Genomic DNA, 17,793 nt, shown 5'->3' on the forward strand with positions numbered 1-17,793 from the left:
TTCCAAAATCGAACGCACCACTAAGCTGCTCAATACTCTGAATTGAGAATCTTGGACATTCATCGTTAACTACTTGTTTCTTATTTCCTCATGTATAATGACCATACATTGCAGAAAGCAAAGCATTATAGAAAATATCTACTAGGAGATTTTGATGAAAACGGTAACACAAGAAAAGGGATTTACGCTCGTCGAGCTAGCAATTGTGATGGTCATCATTGGATTGCTGATCGGCGGCATTTTGAAGGGCCAAGAGCTTATCAAGAACGCGTCAGTTTCGGCAACAGCTGCACAGCTCAAGGCATTTGAAGCGGCCTACACGACCTTTATCGACGTTTACGGTGGGAAGCCTGGCGATCTGTCCACTGCCACCGCCAAAATACAAGCCTGCATTGGCGGGAACCGCTGTCGCAATGGTGACGGGAATGGCTGGATTTGGCACGCCAACAGCTCTATGAGCAATCCTGGCGCGACTGACGAAGGCGTCGCCGGCGAGCTGTATCAGGCCCTGAAGCACATGGCGGCAGCCGACCTCATCGGCGGCATTCGCCTGAACACCGCACCTGGAACTGACGCGCTCATCAGCGCGAAAATCGGTGGCTACCTGTATCTTGGAGACATCCTTGGAAACGCATCCTATCACCGAGGCTCCGGTACGGCGTTCACACCGGCCGGAATCTATGTGAGCCAGTCGCTGCACCAGAATGCCAACCCCCGTTCGGGCCGGGTAAACACGCCTTCCGAAACAGCACGTCTTGATCGGAAGATCGACGATGGTGTTCCTGGCACGGGGTCGCTTCTTGCATTTGGTCAAGAAACCTGCGTCAACGGTCGCAACTATCGCGAAAATAACACCGAGAAGCTGTGCGCCTTCGGATACAAGATCAGATAAATGGCACACCACCGAGACAAAAGAACGCCCCTGAAATATCAGGGGCGTTTTAGTTTTCTGACATAGCCGCAGTAAATGAGCTATACCATCAATATATCATACCCGATTGAAATCGGAAACAAGCATCAAAGAGGTGGACATCCAAAAAGATAAACGGAACCGTCATCGGTTGCGCTGTCATCATTGTATAGTCCACTTCCCGCAACGACGTTGCCGGACACGGCGACATCCTCTCCAAAATAGTCGCCCTCAGAAGGCGTATTCGGAACGATCGTCGCCAACACGCCCCAATTGTCTGCTCCTCCCTCGTTTCGGGAATACACATAGACGTATCCTGCGTCAGTCGCATTCACATCGTCCGCTGGCGCCCCAACGATAAGAATGTCGCCGGAGAGGTCTACAGACCTCCCAAAGAGAGCATTCCCCACGCCTGCTCCTGGGTAGGGAATCTTCTTGAAAAGCCCCCAGTTACCCGGCCCGCCATGGTTCCGATAGTAGATGTATATGGCGCCTTTGTCGGTGCCGCCTTCGTCATGGTTGGGCGACCCCACAACAACGGTGTCCCCTGAGACAGCAACATCCCAACCGTAAAGGTCGCTGGCCGCTTGCCCGACTAACCTTTTCGTCTGGCCCCAGTTCTCCGCGCCGCCGAAGTCTCGCTCGAATATGTAGACCGCTCCGGCGTCCGTCCCATTGGCGTCCTCGTAGGGCGCCCCTGCAACCAATACTGTTCCGGCTATGTCAACCGACTGACCAAACCGGGCCGAGTGCTCCGTCACGCTCGATTCGATCTTCTTTCTCTGTCCCCAGTTGTCTGCCCCACCCTCATTGCGATGGAACAAATACACGGCTCCAGCATCCCCCTGAAGCGGCGGAATAAGATCGCGGTCGTGGCGCCATGCGCCCAATGCGATGTAGTCCCCAAAAAGGGAAAGACCATTTGTCTCACCGGCACGGTCTTCCACCTGCACACCGATCGGTTTGATGAGCTTGATTTGCCCCCAGTTGCCCGCACCTCCGACGTTACGCCCGAAAATCCACGCCCCACCGCCTCTCGTGACACCGCCGGTGCTATCGAGCGGCACAGATACAACCATGTATTCCGGTGAAATGTCGATCTTCTGGCCAAAATATAGATCGTTCTGCGGCGATGGCGGTGTAACATGCTTTTCAAGTGTCCAGGTAGAGTTAGGCTGTCGTCTGTAGATGTTTACTCCCCCCTCACGTGCAAGCCGGTTTGTCAGCCAGAAGCCGCTCTTGAAGATGATGGAAACCGCCGCGTAGTCGCCGGACACTGCAACAGAGTCACCCATACGTCTTGAGTATCCATACGTCCCGGGCGGAGTGAGTTTCGCCTGCTGGGACCACGTGGCTCCCGACCGACCGAAGACGTATGCGGCTCCGACTTTGATGCCGTCGTTTTCCTGATACGGGGCGCCGGCCATGAGGTAGTTGCCGGTCGAGGATACCGTTGCGGCCCTGCCGATTTCGTCCAAGGTGTTGGTATCTGATCCCCAGAGGTACGTCTGCAAACCCCAGTTGTTGGCCCCGCCCTCGTCTTTGCGGAAAACAAGGACCGCTCCTGAGTCGGTTCCGAGCGCGTCATTCAAGCGCGATCCAACGACCATGTAGTCGCCCCCGAGGCCAAGCTGTTCAAGACCGATATGCCGCGATGTCGGAGAAACGGTCGCGTCCGCCGCCTTCGCCACGAGTCCCCAGTTGTTTGCACCGCCCTGATTGCGTTCAAAGATGAAGACCGTGCCTCGATCCCCAAATTGCTCGTCATCATAAGGCGCAGAAATGGCGAGCCGGTCGGCTGTGCCGTCGCCGTCCAAGTCGATGATATCCATGGAGTGACCGAAATAGTCGTTCGCATCCATGCCATTGGGGTTTGTCAGCTTCTTGAAGTACGTCCAGGTGTCCTGGGACGTCTCGCGGTAGAGGTACACTGCTCCGGTGTTCACCGCTCCCGGCTCGTCGCGGTGCGCCGCCGCTACGGCCGCGATGTCCCCGGCGATCGTCACCACCCAGCCGAAATAGTCGTAGTGGACGGGATTCACGTCTGGGAAGTTGAGGATTGCGGCGAGGCCCCAAGCGTCTGCCCCACCTCGGTCGCGGCGATAGATGCGCGCACGTCCGATCCCAACGGTTCCGCCTGCCGAGTAATTGTGGCTCCCCGCGATCGCTTTATCGCCGAAGATATCAACGCTAACCCCAAAGTTGCTGTCGCCTGTGTGTGTTGCGATCTGCCCCCAGTTGTCAGCACCTCCCTGATCCTTCTTGAATATCGATATGCGCCATGCGCCCTCGTGACCGACGATCGCGTAGTTGCCAGATAGTCCAACTGCTCGCCCGAAGGCACCATTTGCAGAGTGGACCGTAGGCGACAACTCCTTCAGCCGTGTCCACGATGCGCCGGAACGCTTGTAGATCGTCGCTGCACCATCAACGATACGATTTGTTGTTGCCCGATGGGCTCCAACAATCGCGTAGTCATCGGTCATGTCGATGCTTCGTCCCCAGGCATAGTAGGTCGCCTCGACACCACCAGCGGCGCCCGATGGCGTGAATAGTGCCTCTTGGACACCGATCCCGGTGCAGATACCGTCATTGTACATCGCTTGCCAGGTGACACCGTTACAGTATTTCATCTGAAGGGCGTCGGCTGTTATCGTCCCGGCTTCAATCCCGACGCATGATCCAAGAGCCTCGCACTGGACGTTGATCCAATTGCTGCCGTTGCAGTAGCGGAGCACGCTTCCGGCTGTGCTATATTCGAGGTCGCCTTCCTGTGAAGGCGTACATGCCGCGCCGGGCAAGCCGCAGAGATTCCGGTAGGAATCTCCAAATTTGCAGCCCGCCATAAATTTCGTGCCGTTGTTATAGGTCAGGGAGAATTGACCGGCGAGCGGAACAGGGCATGAGGCGGCGACGGGACCGCTTGAGAGCAGCAGAAGCCCGGCAATCATTATGCATGCGGTTGTTATCTTGATAATGTGCTTTATCATAAACTTCTAGATGTGATATGTTTATCAAATTCATTGAATATTGATTTGAACATAGATGCCTTATTCAAGACTGTCGATATATTTGTATTTTCTTGTTTCAATTGCTGCGGTGTCTCTCTGCAATCCGGCGTGGGGGCAGCAGGCTGTTCCCGCAGGATGCGGAGAAGGCGCTGCCCCGGCGATTGGGCAGCGCTGCGGTGATGTTGTCTTCGGCGGCATCAGTGACGGCAGCTACATCTATGTCGAGGCCCTGCCACGCGGCGAACTGCATTCATGGGAGCGCGCGAAGGCAGATTGCGCCGCATTGGGGCCACAGTGGCGGTTGCCGACCAAGGCCGAGTTGACGACCCTTTATGTCGGGCGAGATGTCGGCGCCTTCGCCGGGACGTTCGATGCCGGGTGGCATTGGTCAGCGACACAATTGCGTGGGCTGTTCACCCCCTCGATCCGCAGCTTCCTCACAGGCGAGGAGGGAACAGCAAGCACGGACAATGCATTCGCCGCGCGATGCGTGCAGACCGTCAGCGTTCCGATCAAGCGAACGCGGGAGCGGCACGATGACTGATTGCCCGATACACAGCGCGGCGAAGACGACGCTGGGTAGCGTTGCCCTCGCGGTCCCCACCATTTGCGCCGTGGTGCTCCTCTCTGGTCACGCGGTCGGCCTTGATGCACTGCTTGACACATTCATCGCTGCCGGAGTCTGCGTCCCGGCAGTCTTCGTCGCAAATTATGTGGCTCTGGTGCTTCCCGCCCGGTGGCGACGTTCGCTTCCCAGGGAATGCCAACTGCCTGCTTCGGATGCATCGTCACCGGCGCCGCGCGCCGTCGTGACGGCAACCGCAGAAACGACCGTTATTGAGAGAAACCCGCGACGTCCGCGTCGCGCCCTGTAAGCCGCGCCTGTCGGCTCTCAAAAACGCATCTAGAAATCAACCGCTCACGCTCGCACGCACCGACGGGTTTTGAGAGAAGGGAAGGAGTATGTGACCAAGCCATTCGACAACAATGACAGGGCCGCGATTTTGGCGGCGCTTGACGATGATGACCCGGAGAATCCGATCGCCGTTGCAATCGGGCAAAGGCTCGACGCTCTTGCCAAGGTGCTCGAAGACGCTTGTGCAAAGATGGGCGACCTGCCGGAACACATCGACGTCACGAAGCCGGCGACCGTGCTCGATCAGATCGTGCTCGACCTGTTTCGGGCGACGCTCCACGACCAACGTGACCTGATCGCACAACTGCGCGGCAGGAAGCCCGACGAACTGCACGTCCCGGAAGTTCGGGTTCTCGACCATGGGAGACAGTAGGTGCTGGTCGGCTATGCGCGGGTTTCGACGCACGACCAGAATCCGGCCCTTCAGCTCGACGCGCTGAAGCAGGCGGGCTGCGGGCGCACCTTCATCGACAAGGCGAGCGGCGCACATCGGGAGCGCCCGGCCCTCATGTCGGCAATCGACTATCTACGGCCGGGCGACACGCTCGTCGTCTGGAAGCTCGACCGCCTGGCCCGGTCGATGAAGCAGCTCATCGAAACGATCGAAGTCCTCGAACGTCAGGGCGTCGGCTTCCGCTCCCTGACGGAAGCGATCGACACGACGACCGCCGGCGGCCGGCTGGTCTTCCATATCTTCGGGGCCTTGGCCGAGTTCGAGCGCGCGATGATCCTTGAGCGGACGCGCGCCGGCCTCGATGCCGCCAGAGCGCGAGGACGGGGCGGCGGCCGCCCGCCAAAACTGACGGACGAGGATGTGGCCGCCGCGCGGACCATGCTCGCCGACAGCGACATCTCAATCGAATATGTGGCGAAGCGATTCAATATCTCGCCGGCCACGCTCTACCGCTACCTGCCCGCTGCGCGCACGCAGGCAGCGGCGGAGGATACGGCCGCCGATGATCGTGTATCTTGAAAAGGTCGCCCCGGAACGGAACATGCGACGCTTCTACCGGGTGAGCATCGCCCCTACGCTCCTTGGCGAGTGGGCGTTGATCCGTGAATGGGGGCGGATCGGCAGTCTGCGTGGGCAGCGGATAGAGGAATGGTTTGGCGGGCCGGCAGGCGCAGCCGATGCGCTTGCAAGGCTGGTCGCCGCCAAGCGGCGCAAGGGGTACGAAGGATGATTGCCGAGCCGATCAGCCGGGCGCTTCTGCGGCGGGGCAAGTCAGCCTCCTGAGCCGCAGTCGGTCAGAAGGGCGGTTCGTCCTCCGTGTGGGCAACGGCCATGAAGTCGGGGCCGTGATAGTCGCCCTCATGCAGGATGTGGCCCAGTCTCACGTCCATGAAGTAGTTTTTCCAGAAGAACGCAAAGGCGAGGCGGTATGGAATGCCGAAGAGCTTGGCGAATGCCGTCCAGGCTTCGGCGAAGTCGGTATGTGACCGATCCTTTGCGGAAAGCGTGCGGCCCTGCTGGACGATCTCCAATTCGGCGGCAAGGGCGTTCGCCAGGTCGGGGTCGCCTGCAAGCTTGTCGTGGATGATCCCGCACGCAACTTCCCAAGCCCAATAGGCAGCGCCCAGGCGTGGGATGTCGTGCATTTCGATATGGAAGACCTCCTGCTCGAAGGGGGTGATGGCGGCAAGATGGTTGCCGCGATAACGGTCCAGGTTGGTAAGACCAGCCGCGACCTCAGCCTCGATATGCGCCTGCAAGCGTTCGAGGGCCGATCCGCCCGGTGTAGTCGTCATCGTGTCCGGCCCCCTTCTGAAGTCAGTAGCGCAATGCGGGTCGTTGCTTCGTGCGCGCCAAAAATGGCGTTCACCGTGGGCAGCATGGTAAACTTAAGAAAATACCAACAAGCGCGCGGTGGAGTATGACAGCCAATAGGGGAAGCAGAAATACGGGGAACACTGTCGATAATTTCAATCGGATTGCCTACGGTCTGACGCCTTTCGATGCGGTGGCGCGCCTCGGCTTTCTTGTGACCACGGAAACCGGAGCCATGTTCTATGACCTGCTCTCCTTCATCAGGGCGCGGATCGAAGGCAACGGCAACCATGTTCACCCGACCTATGCCAAGGTGCTGATCGCTGTCGAACAGGTTCATCGCCCCGACATTCCCTATCTCATGTTCAAGCCCCGCTGTGTCGAACATCTGACCGGACTTCTCGCCAGTCTCAATACCGAGATCGTCTGCGCGCGCGGCTCCACCAGCCCGATCGCGCTGCGCGCGATGGAGGCCGGCTTTCCGCAGGAGATGGGCGAGATCGCAGCCGTGATCGACGACGCCATCGGCAGGCGCGGCTCCTCCGGGCAGGCGATCCCGACGACGACGACGGGCAAAAGGGGCTTTCGGCCCGGCCCGACGCAATCGCGCTAAGGGCGCGCCGCCTGCGCCGTCGCGCGTTCATCAACCGGGAGGACGATGCCCTCCCGGTTGAACGGATGTGAGATAGAGCGCCGCTCATGCGGCGCCCGTCGGGACAATCCGAAACTCGTCGGGATCATAGCCCTCGTCCTCACCGCGCTGACCGAGCGCGATCTCTTCCTCGATCTCGGCGAGAAATTCATCGAGCGCGGCCTGCGCTTCGGCCTCGGTGGCGAAAGTCTCCGGCTCGCTGGAACCGTCCTCATTGAGGACGGCCCAGTTGTTGATCCAACCGTCGCAGATCGTGAAGTGCTGCACCTCGTAGCTCATGCCGCACCTCCGTCGTGATCGGTCAGCGCCATGTCCGGCGTGACGCTCACGAAAAGCGGGGTGATGAGATATTCACCGCATTCGTCGGTCGGCGGCGTGACGGCGACGATCGCCGAAGCGGGCGCGCCATTCACGAAGCAGGAGAACAGGGCGAAGTTCCGGTAGTCGCCGGAAGTCAGCGCCTCGAAGGCGCTGACATGATCGGGGCGGATGTTCGTGCTCATGCCACGATCCTCCCCGCCTTACGGGCCTTGTCGGCATAGCTCGACAAGCGGCCGGTCGGCGTGAAGTGAAGATCCCGCTCGACCGCGAGGCCCAGGCGGCCGCGTACCGATTCCAGCTCGGACAGTCGCACCGTCCCCAGTTCGGGGCTGCCCATGCCGAGGTCGCACAGGCCGAAGGCAATGTCGGCATCTTCGGGGTCGGTCTCCGTCAGGAGCCAGGTCGCCGCTCCGTCCGGCAGGAAGAGCTTCACCACCGGCTCGAAGTCGTGGGTTTTCCCGTCGTCCTCGATCCGCTCGGCGTTCGCACGGCCGTTCCGCGCAAGCCGGTCGATCTGTTCCTTGGTCAGTAGTTTCATAGTCGTCTCCTTTGTTCGGGTTGGTCGTCCTCATGGACGCGAACAGGGAGACGGGCCGCTCAAGGCGGCGGGTCACAGGGCCAACACGGCCCCGAAGGGGGTGGAGCGGGCAAGCCCTTGACCGGACGGCGCGGGCCGTCAAACCAGCGGACATTCCATAGGACGCCAACCCGATGGAGGCGACGACGGAGCTGGCCAAGGTCGAACGGATCAGGCGTCAGAGAAGATCGGCAAAGCCGCCGAGTTCGCCCGCCGTGGCGACAAGCCCCACCTGCGTCAAGGTGGCGAGATAGGCTTCCACACTGTAGGGCGGGTTCTTGAGCCGGGCGCGGACCTTTCGGACACAAGCGCAGAAGAGGCCCGGCGCGAGATGCAGATGGTTGACCAGAAACTGGTCGGGGTGCTGCACGTCGATGCCGAACGGGTCCAGAGCTTCGGCAGGAAAGTCGGCGAGGTTCTGCGTCACGATCACGTCGCAGCGGCCGACAATCGCGGCGGCCAGCACATGGCGGTCGTCGGCGTCCGGCAGCGTCAGTGCCGGGATCAGGGCATGATAGCCTTCGACCAGGCTGTCGCGCGTAGCCCGATCCATGAGGTCGCGGGTGCGTTCCAATGCGGCGCGGTCTCGCATCGGCTCGTTGCGGAGCAGCGCCTCGATCCATTCCCGATGAATGTCCGCCGTCCATTTCGCCCTGAACAGGTCGGTCACGGCAAGCTGCAAGAGCAAGTCCCGCAACGGCGCGGGATAGAGGACATTGGCATCAAGCAGGGCGGCGTAGCGGCTCATGGGCGGCCATAGCCCATGTCCTGTTCCTGCGCCTCGCTGACAAGCTGGTCGAGCACCGCTTCGCGTTCGCGGTCGATGGCCGTCTTGTAGGCCATCACGTCTTCCATGCGGATGCGCCGGTGCTTGCCGACCTTGCGATGCGGGATCGTGCCATCGTCCAGCAGCTTGATAAGGAACGGCCGGGAGACGTTGAGCACTTCGGCGGCCTGCACCGTCGTCAGCTCGGCGCTCTCCGGCATGAGGGTGACGCCACGGCCGGCGGCCATCGCTTCGAGGATGTCCATCAGCAGCGCGACCGCGCCGGCCGGCAGCTCTATGGGCCGCTCCTGATCGGCGTCGGTGACGCGCAGCGTCAACGGCCGCTTCTGGCGCGCATAGCGGGATAGAAGTTGGCCGGACACGCGCGCGATCGCGGCATCCTGCGCCGAGGGCGGGAGTTGTCGATGTGCGAGCATGGTCATGGGCAGGCTCCTTTCATCGTCCATCATAGCCCATCAAATGCAGTAAATGCAACAAATGAAATATCTGTCTGGCGAGCGGCGGAGACAAGATCGCCGGTGAAAAATAGCGGCCCTACGGTCGGCCGTCCCGTGCCGGTCGGGGGCGCTCACCCTTCGGCGGCGTGATCCATGCCCCATGCGCGAAGCCGCGCCGCAAGGCGTGCAGCCTCGGTCACGATGTTCCCGTCCGCGCGAAGCGCGGATGCGGCGGGCCTTCGGATGCGGCGGCCAAGCCCCATGAAGGGCTAGCGCCCCGAACCTCAACAGGAAAGACCGCACCGATGGATATGCTGCTCACGCTCGACGATCTCGCCCGCTGCTCCGACGATGAGCTGTATGCCCTGCACGATGACGTGTTCTTCCGTCTGGTGCGCAGCGAAATGGGTTCCTTCGCCTGCAGCCTTGCGATGGCCTGTCTCGACAATATCAAGACCGTGCTGCACGCCCGCGCGACGATAGGCCGTGCGTATCTCCCGGCCTACGGCTGAAGGCCGTCATACGAAGGTTGGGCGGCCTATGCGGCCGCCCGTTCCTCGCCCTGAAGGCTGGCGAGGTAGTCGCAAGCCTTGCTGGCGGCGGATGCCGCCGCGAAGATCGCCTTGCGGTCGCCCTTCATGATGCGGAGCCAATGGTCGATATAGGCGGCGTGATCGGGACGGGGATCGGCGGCGATCCCAAGATCGGCGCAGAGGTTGGCTGCCGAAATTTCCGCGACCATTTCCTCCATCGCATAGGCGTCATCGCCGAACCGCTCGCCGAACTGGCGGTCGAGGCGGTGCTTGGAGCCTGACCAGTGGGCCAGCTCATGCAGCAGGACACTGTAGAACCCTTCCGTGGCCGTGCTGGTCTTCGTGCCGGTGAAGCGGAAGCGGTCGGGCATGGCGATCGTGTCGGTCGCGGGGCGATAGAAGGCTCGATCGCCACCCTCTCGGATGATCGCGCCGGTTCCCCGGATGAAGCGGTCGGCCGCCTCGATCGGGTCGATGAGGTCGGCGGTCTGGTCGATTTCGGGGATGGTGTAGCCGTCCACCTGCCCGACGTTGAAGACGCGAGACGTCTTCGCCATGAAGCGACGGCCCTTGCCGTCCTCGGTGTCCTCGTCCTCGACCTCGAACTCCTTGTAGAATACGATCAGGGAGGACTTCTCACCTTTGCGGACTTGCGCGCCGCGCTCCTGCCATTGGCGGTAGGTTCCCCACAGCCCGTTGCCGTAGCCGCCGTTGATGGCCGCAGCCCAGAGGGCGACCGTGTTGATGCCCCGGTAAGCCTTGCCGCTTTCCACGTTCATCGGGCGGGTGACGCCCGCGCCGGAGCGGTGCCAGGGCATTTCGACCGGCCCCGTGCCGGCCTCAATGGCGGTGATGATCTGGTCGGTGATCGCCTGATAAACGTCGAACCGCTCGTTGGATTTGGTGTTCATGATCGTGTCTCCTCGTCTGTTGAAGCCGCGCCTGTCGCGGCCTTGACGGGGACGGATCAGCCGCCGGTGGGCGGGCGGCGCACCCGAAGGGCGACCGCAGGGAAAGACGGATGAAGACGCTGTTTTTTGGCTGGGCGGGGAATGGCGCTTGCGCCAGGCGAAAAAACTGCGGCGCAGCCGTTGCGCCATAGACCGGCGACCGGCGGCACGTTCCCCCGTGAATCAAGGCCGTGACTGCGCGGCACTCAGAACGAGAAGCGAAGACCGATCAGACCAAAGCCATGCGGCTCGGATCGCTTTCAGGCGTGACGATCACGCCGGATCATCATGCCGATGCAGGATTCGGGTCGGGAACTTGCGCTGCCATGTCTCGATCAGGAACAGGGCAACCGTGCTGGCCGCATGAATGGAAAGGCGGCCTATCCGGGCATCGACACGGGCGTAGCCCCGCTCGCGGCCGTGGGCGTCTCCGGCATGGGTGCGCAGGGCGCCGACGCCTTGGATAACCGTGGCAAGCCCGCCAAGGGTAGTCCGAACATCGCCGGCTATCAACGGGTCGAGGTCGCTGCGATCCGGGGACAGGCCAAGCGGCCCCTTCACGGCATTGAAAAGGCCCTGCACGTCCTTCTTCGCGGGCAAAGGCTCACCAAGCTCGATCAGGATCGACCGGCATACGCCCTCGATCGTCGAACAGGCGGCCGTAATCGCATCTTCGGGATCGGTCTCGATGCTGGCGATGGCGCGGTCGAGGTCACGTTGCACCGTGTCGAAACTGATCGTCTCCGCCATGCCGGAAAGCTGCTCGACCACCGGCGTCGCATGACCGGCCACCACCAGGCGCACCTTGAGGCCCTGCTGCTGAAGCTCAAAGCCGTCATAGCGGAGCACCCGATTGAGATGGTCGAGCACGGCGACGTGACGCGGCGGATCGTTGGTAAAGTCGCGGGGGTCGGCCGCTGCCTCGATGATCCGAGGCAGCACTTTCTCCGCCTCGTAGCCGTTGTTGATCTCGATCAGGCACGACACCAATGAAGGCACGCGCGAACCGCTGACGCTGAACGCGACATTGCAGGCCCGCATGAACTTCTCGATCTGCGGCCCGCTGCGATAAAGGCCGATAGGCGGCGGCCCGCCGCCCAAGCCCGGCCCGCCGGTGATGATGTCGGCCAGGGCGTCAATGGCCTGCGGCGACAACGGAAAGGGCATAGCGGCGTGCCGTCATTCCCAATCGGCCGATTTCAGGCCAAGGCTGCGGGCGTTCTCTGAAACGGCACGCTTCACGCCGTCGCTGGCCCCGTCTGGAAACTCGGCCGAAATTTCCACCACAAGGCGAACGGTCGCATTCGGATCGGATGTCAGAACCGAAACGATTTCCTCGGCGATCTGCACAAGGCGCATCTTTGCGGTCGCGGGCGGAACCTCCGCAGAGCCGTAGAAGGTTTTCGGCTTCGCGGCGGCCGGCGTCGCCACAGGCGTCACCGGCGACGGCGACGAAGTTGCGCCGTTGGGGTTATAGGTGCTCGGCGCTTCGGCCACGCCGCTCGTGGTCGTGGCAACCGCCGGGGCGGCCGGAGTTGGCACCGCCCGGTTTGCGTCCTCATAGGCTTGGGCCGCTTGCGGCTCTATCAGAAGCAATGTGTCGTCGAAGACGACATTGCCGCCGCCGAAGGCAAAGCCCTCGAACTTCCCATCGGTATCGCCGTAGGCGGTGCCGAAGAAGTCCTTGCTGGCTGCACCGGCACGGATGGCCTGCGCCAGAACGTCCCGCGACTTGAGGCGCGGCATATAGAGGTAGCGCAGGGTGTCCTCGAAGAAGCCGGCCGCGCTCGTAGCACTCTGCCCGTTCCTCCAGTAAAGTTCCTTGAGCTTGGCGCGCAGGTGGATCGGCGACCAGGTGGTGATGACCAACTCGTTGTCGGCGCAAACCCGCTCGATCTCGCTGCCGATGGAACCGCCGGTCGTGTTCAGGGCGAATGCCTCGACGCCGGGCTTCGGGTCGGTCGGCGCATCCTGCATCGGGCAAAGCAGCCATTTGTAGCATTCGCGGACGACGCGCGGCAGCGCGTCCTCGGCGCTCTTCAGCTCCTTCTCGGCCTGATTTTTCTGCAAGAGGTCGATGTTGAGCCGGCCTTCCTTCACGTCCTCGACGATCGAACTCCAAGCGAGCGCGACGCGCGTGGCGTCGCTGAGCCGGGACATGGCCCCGTGATCCGGGGCAAGGAAGATCAGCCGATTGCTGCGGTAGCGCGGCTTTGCGCCGTTCTTGCCGATGATCTCAAGCACGGCCTCGAAGGCGAGCCGGTGTTCCTCGCGGGCGTACCACGTCTCCGGCGGCAGGACGATCAGGCGCAAGGCGGTGTCGTCCGGCACGTCGCCATGCGGGATGAAGACATGCACGCCGTCGAACGACGTGGCGTTGCCGACCGTCTTCTTCAGCACCTCGGCGATCTTGCCGCGCACCTCCGTCCGATCGTCGAAGCGGCGCTTCCGATCCTCCATCTCGCGCCGCAGATTGGCGCGGGTGTCAAACCAGAAGCGGGTTGCGTCCTGTCCCTTGTCGCCGGAGGCGTTGAGATAGTGTAGCCGGTCGGCAAGCCGGCCGAGCGCATCGGCATAGACGGAAGACGCCTGACCCGGCTGAAGGCAGCCGAGAATGATATGCGCACGGTCGAGGCCGCGTGCGGCGACCTTGGACGCGACCGAAGACGGGGCGCTGCCGAGAAAGACCGTGCGCGCAATGCGCCGGGCTGCGCCCACCTGGCCGAAGCGCGGCTCCTTGTTCTCCAGAGCGGTAGTCTCGGCGCGGTCGCCGTCGATGTCGCGCTCGATCACGGCATCCCAGCCGGCCGGAAGATAGTAGGTCAGTTCGTTGCGGCTGCTGCCATCATGGAGCGGCAGGCTGCCGGGCATGATGAGCAAGTCCTTGTTGTCGTCCTTCCACAGCCGGAAGATGACCTTCGCCATGAGCTTCAGGACACCGCGCGTGCGCTGAAACCCGTCGATGGTCGTCCAGTCCTCATAGAGACGGTCGAAAACCTCCGGGTGGATCGGATAGGCGTGCAACAGCCGATCGTAGTAGCGCCGCTCCTGCGTATCGGCCGGCAGCTTCACGCCCTCGGCGATATAGGCGTCGGCGAAGGCGCGGCATACGGCCTCGCGGGCCTTCTCGTCGCGCACCGGCTCGAACAGCCGGCGGCGCACGATCTCGAAGGCTTCCTCGGTCGCCACCGGCTTCCAAAGCGCCTGCACGCGCCCGAAGGTCTTTTCGAGGGCGCGCAACGCCGCGACGCCGCGCTGACTGCCCGCCTCAAGATCGGACTCCGGCAAGGACGCGAGCACGATGGCGCGGGGCACCAGCTTCACGGCTTCGGTGAGGGCCTGCACGAAGGACAGGTTGGAATCGTAGCTGCCGCCGCTGATCGCCTGCGATTCCGGGAATTGCCGGATATAGGCGACCAGCTCGTCGATCAGCACGACGCAAGGCGCATGGCGCTCCAGAAGCTCGCGCAGCACGTCCTTGCCGGGGGATGTGCCGGTCGCGTCCGCCTCGGCGACAAGCGCGAAGGCGTCAGCACCGCCGAGCTGCCATGCGATTTCGCCCCAAAGGGTCTTGACCGTCTGGCTCCCCCGCTTCCACGGCTGGCCCGGCGCGTGCGCCGTGCCGTCCAGCACCGCGACGCGGGCCTGCGGCACGTCCATCAAGCCCGCCCGATCGACAAGCGCGGGGATGCCGGCGAGGTCGGACAGGGCGCATTTGCGGGTGGCAAGGTGATAGACGGCGAGCATGGTGTGCGTCTTGCCGCCGCCGAAGGCGGTCTGAAGCTGAACAACCGGCTCGCCGCCTCGGCCGGCGAGCCGCTGCGCAACCTGCGTCAGCAGCAGCGCCATGCCCTCGGTGATGAACGTGCGGTCGAAGAACGCACCGGCATCCTGATATTCGCGGCTGGCCTTGCCGGTGTTGACGGCCGTGATGTCGGCCGCGAACTCCGATTGCTGGAACGTGCCTTCAAGCACGTCCTGATGGGGTACTGCCACTTCTCTCCAAGGTTTCATCGTCGGCTCCCCCTTCAGCCAAACAGGTCGCCTTGATGCGCCTTCGGTGCCGCTGCGGCGGCGGATTCGATGGCGCTCCAGCTCGTTATGATTTCGTTATAGGCGCGAGCATCCTCGGCCCAGCCCGCCCGCTCGCAAAGCGTGTAGAGGCGATAGGAAAGCTGCCGCGTCGCCTCGGCCTTAGCCGCGACGGCCGCAAGCACCTTGCCCGCGCCGCTCTCGCCTTCAGCTTTGAAGACACGGATCAGGTGATGCAGGGCTTCCCAGATGGGCAGGCGTGCGTCATCGGTTGGGTCCCAGTCGGACGGGTATTCCGCCCACTTCAGCAACCGGACAATGCCACCTTCGGCGAAGAGCACGCCCGACTGCTTCACACCGTCAACGCTGGTGCCTTTGGCGCGCGCAAGCGTGTCGGCCTCGCCGAACCGACTTTCCTTCCAGCCATATTGCTCGAACCAGTGCAGGCAAAACTGCGTATCGTGGTCAAAGTCATCTTCGGCGAGGAAACGATTGATGAGCCGATACGCTGTTTGTACGGTCATCGGTGTGCCATCTGCCTCCAAAACGGCGGCGTATTTCGAGAACACCGCCATGCCAGGGCCGATAATGGCCTGCGAGAGGTCCACAGGCGCGACGGGAGAGCGGTCGTCGCCTGAGCCGCGCGTCATTTCATCAAGCGCGGCCGGCAAGACCTGATTTAACTCGCGCAAGAACGCACGGCGGGAAATCGTTTCGGCCGACGCGGGACGCGGACGGCAAACTAGAACGATACTAGAAGCAAGTGCGTTTGCGCCTTTGGCGATTATTCTGCCTGCCCCCTCGGAACGAACTGGCCAAGTGCCTGTCAGCACGAAACCGGAATGAATAACCGCCTCCAGAAAAGTCACCCATCCTGTGCTCGATGTCCCTTCGGCGCTTTGACTCTCTGACTGCTTGTAGGCGTAATATATCGTCACTGGCATTGATGGGTGAGCTTGACCGGCAATCCGGTGCATTGCCCGCGTCATGCCGGCGAGAAAGAATGCTTCTGCTTTTTCTTTACCGCCATGACGATATGGAGTGGCGACCAGTTCTTCCGACTTTGGGACAGAAAGTGTCGCAAAAAGGCTAGGGAAAATGGGCCGAAGTGCTCTTCTAAGCCAAACATAAAAGAAGTCTGACAGGTCAGCATACGCGATGTTGTCGTAGTAGGGCGGATCGGTCGATACGACCTTTCCGGCGGAAATATCCTGTGCCGCAGCGTCAGTTTGGATCGCTACCGAACGGATGCTGGCTGGAAGATAGCCGATTGCCATAGAGCCTTTGTCTATGGCGCTTGAGAAGCTGCCCCCAGCATCCGCAAGTGGATTTGATTCGGCGAAATCCCACGCCATCGGGATCGCCTGACGCGCAAAAGTCTCCCGGAATGCTCCTCGATCACTCATCCAAGACGCTATCGAAGATCCTATATTTGCAACCTTAGAGATCGCAAATGCCAAGTAGATCGCGATAGTCTCGGCATAAGCGAGCGAGCCAGTTCCACCTGCATCAAGCGGAGTCGTGTCGTGACCCACGCCAGACGCAGCGGCGTCACGCTCGATATTTTCTTTTATCTCCGTGATGAGATCGCTGAGCGTCGAAAGCATCAGTAGCTGCCGAGGCGTAAAAAGATCGCCATATGTCACCAACCCGTAATCCACAGTCCAGAAATTGCGTGGATCGTTGGGCAGAGCGGCTTCCGGTCGCCATGACGGACTTATCTCTTTCGCAATTTGCTCTATTTCGACAGATGGTGGCAAATATAAGCGTCCGCGAGGCCCTTCAACCACAACGGCGAGTAAACGCATACCCATTCGACCGGCACGCCCCTCTGCCTTTATGTATTGTGGTTCGATGGGCGTGCCTGACAGCAGACATCTGAAATTGGCACCTCTGGATAGCTTCGTTCCGTCTTTCGCGTCGGCAGGTAGCTTGCCGATCTTTACAGACAGGCGATAGCTATCCCCGTCAATAGAAGGACACACATAGGCTTCATTCCCTGCCCTGCTAGACAACACGAACGTCGAGGCAAGCGGCACATCGACATGCCGGAAGGCGGGGTTGGGACTCTTGACGGTTCTTGCCCATAGCCACGCGATAACCGCGAGTTTCTGGCCGACAAGCGGCTTGAGGTCGGGGCGCTCCTGCGCCGTCTCCTTCCCAATTTCGACGGGTGGATAGAGGTGTCCGATGCGCTTCTCGGCCTCGTCACGCATCCATTGCCCGTAGTAGCGGACATCCTCGGCAAGCCCCTGCGCCCTAGACCACTGCTGGCTCCAAGCCGCCTTGTTGTTCCGAGATGCAGGGTTCACCGGCGGTCGCCCGGCAAACTTTGGCGGAATCTCGATCATCGCCTTGTTGATGAGGACGGCGACCGGATTGAGGTCGGACGCATAGGATTCAAGCCCAAGGCGCTGCGCCTCAAGCGGTATCGCCCCGCCGCCTGCGAACGGATCGTGGAAGGCTGGCAGCTTTTCGGGATCAAACAGCTCTGCCGCTTGCGGATGGGCCTTGTTGAGTTCGCAGGTCTCGCGCCAGGACTTGCGAATCTCCGCCCGCGCCTTTTGCAGCACGGCCTCGTTGGTGGTGTTCTCCCACTTCACCAAATCCTTGATGATGGCGAAGAGCCGATTCCGGCTCGCGGCCCAGCTCGCCTTGATGTTGTTCGGCGGAATCTCGCCCGGATGCTCAAGCTCCCATTTCCACGACGGATCGTTGACCATCTGCGCGAAGATCACGGCGCGCGCCGCCGCAAGCGGCCGCCGCGCCCACCACAGATGCAGAGTGCTCGGATGCCCGTGCCGGATCGACTTCTCGCGCGCGGCAGCCTCGTTGATCGCATCCAACGGCAGCGCGACTTCGATCAGCTTCTTCGGGGTTTTCACGGTTACGGTCATTC

Annotated in this window: 18 protein-coding genes; 7 read left to right on the forward strand and 11 right to left on the reverse strand. The window is 61.7% G+C overall.

The genetic code is table 11. The features are described from left to right. Positions 1-154 precede the first annotated feature (154 nt). Positions 155-892: a prepilin-type N-terminal cleavage/methylation domain-containing protein gene (locus tag SL003B_RS22460; RefSeq protein ID WP_013654337.1), complete on the forward strand. Its 738-nt coding sequence runs from the start codon at positions 155-157 to the stop codon at positions 890-892. Between the two features lie 125 nt (positions 893-1,017). Here the strand turns inward: SL003B_RS22460 and SL003B_RS18200 are convergent, their stop codons facing one another. Beyond that, entirely contained in the window at positions 1,018-3,900 is a 2,883-nt protein-coding gene (locus SL003B_RS18200; RefSeq protein WP_013654338.1) for an FG-GAP repeat protein, read from the reverse strand. A gap of 82 nt (positions 3,901-3,982) precedes the next feature. On the opposite strand from SL003B_RS18200, the gene SL003B_RS23430 reads away from it, so the two are divergent. The 4 genes from SL003B_RS23430 (at position 3,983) to SL003B_RS18210 (ending at position 6,021) form a co-directional block, all read left to right on the forward strand. Continuing rightward, entirely contained in the window at positions 3,983-4,465 is a 483-nt protein-coding gene (locus tag SL003B_RS23430; protein ID WP_148259342.1) for an Lcl C-terminal domain-containing protein, read from the forward strand. 421 nt (positions 4,466-4,886) lie between these two features. Next, entirely contained in the window at positions 4,887-5,210 is a 324-nt protein-coding gene (locus SL003B_RS22465; protein ID WP_049792613.1) for a hypothetical protein, read from the forward strand. Further along, positions 5,211-5,810, forward strand: coding sequence for a recombinase family protein (locus SL003B_RS18205; RefSeq protein WP_013654341.1), 600 nt, complete (start codon positions 5,211-5,213; stop codon positions 5,808-5,810). It begins immediately after the preceding gene. Continuing rightward, a complete protein-coding gene (locus tag SL003B_RS18210; RefSeq protein WP_013654342.1) occupies positions 5,794-6,021 on the forward strand; it encodes a WGR domain-containing protein in 228 nt (75 codons plus the stop codon). The genes SL003B_RS18205 and SL003B_RS18210 overlap by 17 nt, the downstream gene beginning before the upstream one ends. Before the next feature lie 64 nt (positions 6,022-6,085). Here the strand turns inward: SL003B_RS18210 and SL003B_RS18215 are convergent, their stop codons facing one another. Beyond that, positions 6,086-6,586, reverse strand: coding sequence for a hypothetical protein (locus SL003B_RS18215; protein WP_041375629.1), 501 nt, complete (start codon positions 6,584-6,586; stop codon positions 6,086-6,088). Between the two features lie 212 nt (positions 6,587-6,798). Here SL003B_RS18215 and SL003B_RS18220 point away from each other — a divergent pair, with 212 nt between their 5' ends. Next, positions 6,799-7,218, forward strand: a complete 420-nt coding sequence (locus SL003B_RS18220) for a hypothetical protein (protein ID WP_148259344.1) — start codon at positions 6,799-6,801, stop codon at positions 7,216-7,218. 84 nt (positions 7,219-7,302) lie between these two features. On the opposite strand, the gene SL003B_RS18225 is transcribed toward SL003B_RS18220, so the two are convergent. From SL003B_RS18225 to SL003B_RS18245, 5 genes are all read right to left on the reverse strand, one after another. Next, entirely contained in the window at positions 7,303-7,536 is a 234-nt protein-coding gene (locus tag SL003B_RS18225; RefSeq protein WP_013654345.1) for an Arm DNA-binding domain-containing protein, read from the reverse strand. Beyond that, positions 7,533-7,760 (reverse strand): hypothetical protein, encoded by a 228-nt coding sequence (locus tag SL003B_RS18230; RefSeq protein WP_013654346.1) that lies wholly within the window; start codon positions 7,758-7,760, stop codon positions 7,533-7,535. The genes SL003B_RS18225 and SL003B_RS18230 overlap by 4 nt, the downstream gene beginning before the upstream one ends. Then, positions 7,757-8,116 carry a DUF2958 domain-containing protein gene (locus tag SL003B_RS18235; protein ID WP_013654347.1) on the reverse strand — a complete coding sequence of 120 codons (360 nt, stop codon included), beginning with the start codon at positions 8,114-8,116 and terminating at the stop codon, positions 7,757-7,759. The genes SL003B_RS18230 and SL003B_RS18235 overlap by 4 nt, the downstream gene beginning before the upstream one ends. 217 nt (positions 8,117-8,333) lie before the next feature. After that, positions 8,334-8,903 (reverse strand): PIN domain-containing protein, encoded by a 570-nt coding sequence (locus tag SL003B_RS18240; protein WP_013654348.1) that lies wholly within the window; start codon positions 8,901-8,903, stop codon positions 8,334-8,336. Beyond that, on the reverse strand, positions 8,900-9,364 hold the full coding sequence (locus SL003B_RS18245; protein WP_013654349.1) for a helix-turn-helix domain-containing protein: 465 nt from the start codon (positions 9,362-9,364) through the stop codon (positions 8,900-8,902). Before SL003B_RS18245 ends, SL003B_RS18240 begins: the two co-directional genes overlap by 4 nt. Before the next feature lie 320 nt (positions 9,365-9,684). On the opposite strand from SL003B_RS18245, the gene SL003B_RS18250 reads away from it, so the two are divergent. Then, a complete protein-coding gene (locus tag SL003B_RS18250) occupies positions 9,685-9,891 on the forward strand; it encodes a hypothetical protein (protein ID WP_041375630.1) in 207 nt (68 codons plus the stop codon). 26 nt (positions 9,892-9,917) lie between these two features. Here the strand turns inward: SL003B_RS18250 and SL003B_RS18255 are convergent, their stop codons facing one another. The 4 genes from SL003B_RS18255 to SL003B_RS18270 all read right to left on the reverse strand — a co-directional run bounded on the left by SL003B_RS18255 (position 9,918) and on the right by SL003B_RS18270 (position 17,791). After that, positions 9,918-10,823 (reverse strand): ArdC family protein, encoded by a 906-nt coding sequence (locus SL003B_RS18255; protein ID WP_013654350.1) that lies wholly within the window; start codon positions 10,821-10,823, stop codon positions 9,918-9,920. A 312-nt stretch (positions 10,824-11,135) separates the two neighbouring features. Continuing rightward, positions 11,136-12,029: an abortive infection family protein gene (locus SL003B_RS18260; RefSeq protein WP_013654351.1), complete on the reverse strand. Its 894-nt coding sequence runs from the start codon at positions 12,027-12,029 to the stop codon at positions 11,136-11,138. 12 nt (positions 12,030-12,041) lie between these two features. Further along, positions 12,042-14,876, reverse strand: a complete 2,835-nt coding sequence (locus tag SL003B_RS18265) for an ATP-binding protein (protein WP_013654352.1) — start codon at positions 14,874-14,876, stop codon at positions 12,042-12,044. Between the two features lie 14 nt (positions 14,877-14,890). Beyond that, positions 14,891-17,791 (reverse strand): DUF1156 domain-containing protein, encoded by a 2,901-nt coding sequence (locus tag SL003B_RS18270; RefSeq protein ID WP_013654353.1) that lies wholly within the window; start codon positions 17,789-17,791, stop codon positions 14,891-14,893. Positions 17,792-17,793 lie beyond the last annotated feature (2 nt).

The organism is Polymorphum gilvum SL003B-26A1 (assembly GCF_000192745.1).
Taxonomy (GTDB): Bacteria; Pseudomonadota; Alphaproteobacteria; order Rhizobiales; family Stappiaceae; genus Polymorphum; species Polymorphum gilvum.

Coding starts and splice junctions, on each gene's coding strand:
- SL003B_RS18215 (WP_041375629.1), bottom strand. CDS start 6,586: ATGACGACTACACCGGGCGGATCGGCCCTCGAACGCTTGCAGGCGCAT.
- SL003B_RS18265 (WP_013654352.1), bottom strand. CDS start 14,876: ATGAAACCTTGGAGAGAAGTGGCAGTACCCCATCAGGACGTGCTTGAA.
- SL003B_RS18210 (WP_013654342.1), top strand. CDS start 5,794: ATGATCGTGTATCTTGAAAAGGTCGCCCCGGAACGGAACATGCGACGC.
- SL003B_RS18225 (WP_013654345.1), bottom strand. CDS start 7,536: ATGAGCTACGAGGTGCAGCACTTCACGATCTGCGACGGTTGGATCAAC.
- SL003B_RS18260 (WP_013654351.1), bottom strand. CDS start 12,029: ATGCCCTTTCCGTTGTCGCCGCAGGCCATTGACGCCCTGGCCGACATC.
- SL003B_RS22460 (WP_013654337.1), top strand. CDS start 155: ATGAAAACGGTAACACAAGAAAAGGGATTTACGCTCGTCGAGCTAGCA.
- SL003B_RS18240 (WP_013654348.1), bottom strand. CDS start 8,903: ATGAGCCGCTACGCCGCCCTGCTTGATGCCAATGTCCTCTATCCCGCG.
- SL003B_RS18250 (WP_041375630.1), top strand. CDS start 9,685: ATGGATATGCTGCTCACGCTCGACGATCTCGCCCGCTGCTCCGACGAT.
- SL003B_RS18235 (WP_013654347.1), bottom strand. CDS start 8,116: ATGAAACTACTGACCAAGGAACAGATCGACCGGCTTGCGCGGAACGGC.
- SL003B_RS18270 (WP_013654353.1), bottom strand. CDS start 17,791: ATGACCGTAACCGTGAAAACCCCGAAGAAGCTGATCGAAGTCGCGCTG.
- SL003B_RS18200 (WP_013654338.1), bottom strand. CDS start 3,900: ATGATAAAGCACATTATCAAGATAACAACCGCATGCATAATGATTGCC.
- SL003B_RS18230 (WP_013654346.1), bottom strand. CDS start 7,760: ATGAGCACGAACATCCGCCCCGATCATGTCAGCGCCTTCGAGGCGCTG.
- SL003B_RS18245 (WP_013654349.1), bottom strand. CDS start 9,364: ATGACCATGCTCGCACATCGACAACTCCCGCCCTCGGCGCAGGATGCC.
- SL003B_RS18255 (WP_013654350.1), bottom strand. CDS start 10,823: ATGAACACCAAATCCAACGAGCGGTTCGACGTTTATCAGGCGATCACC.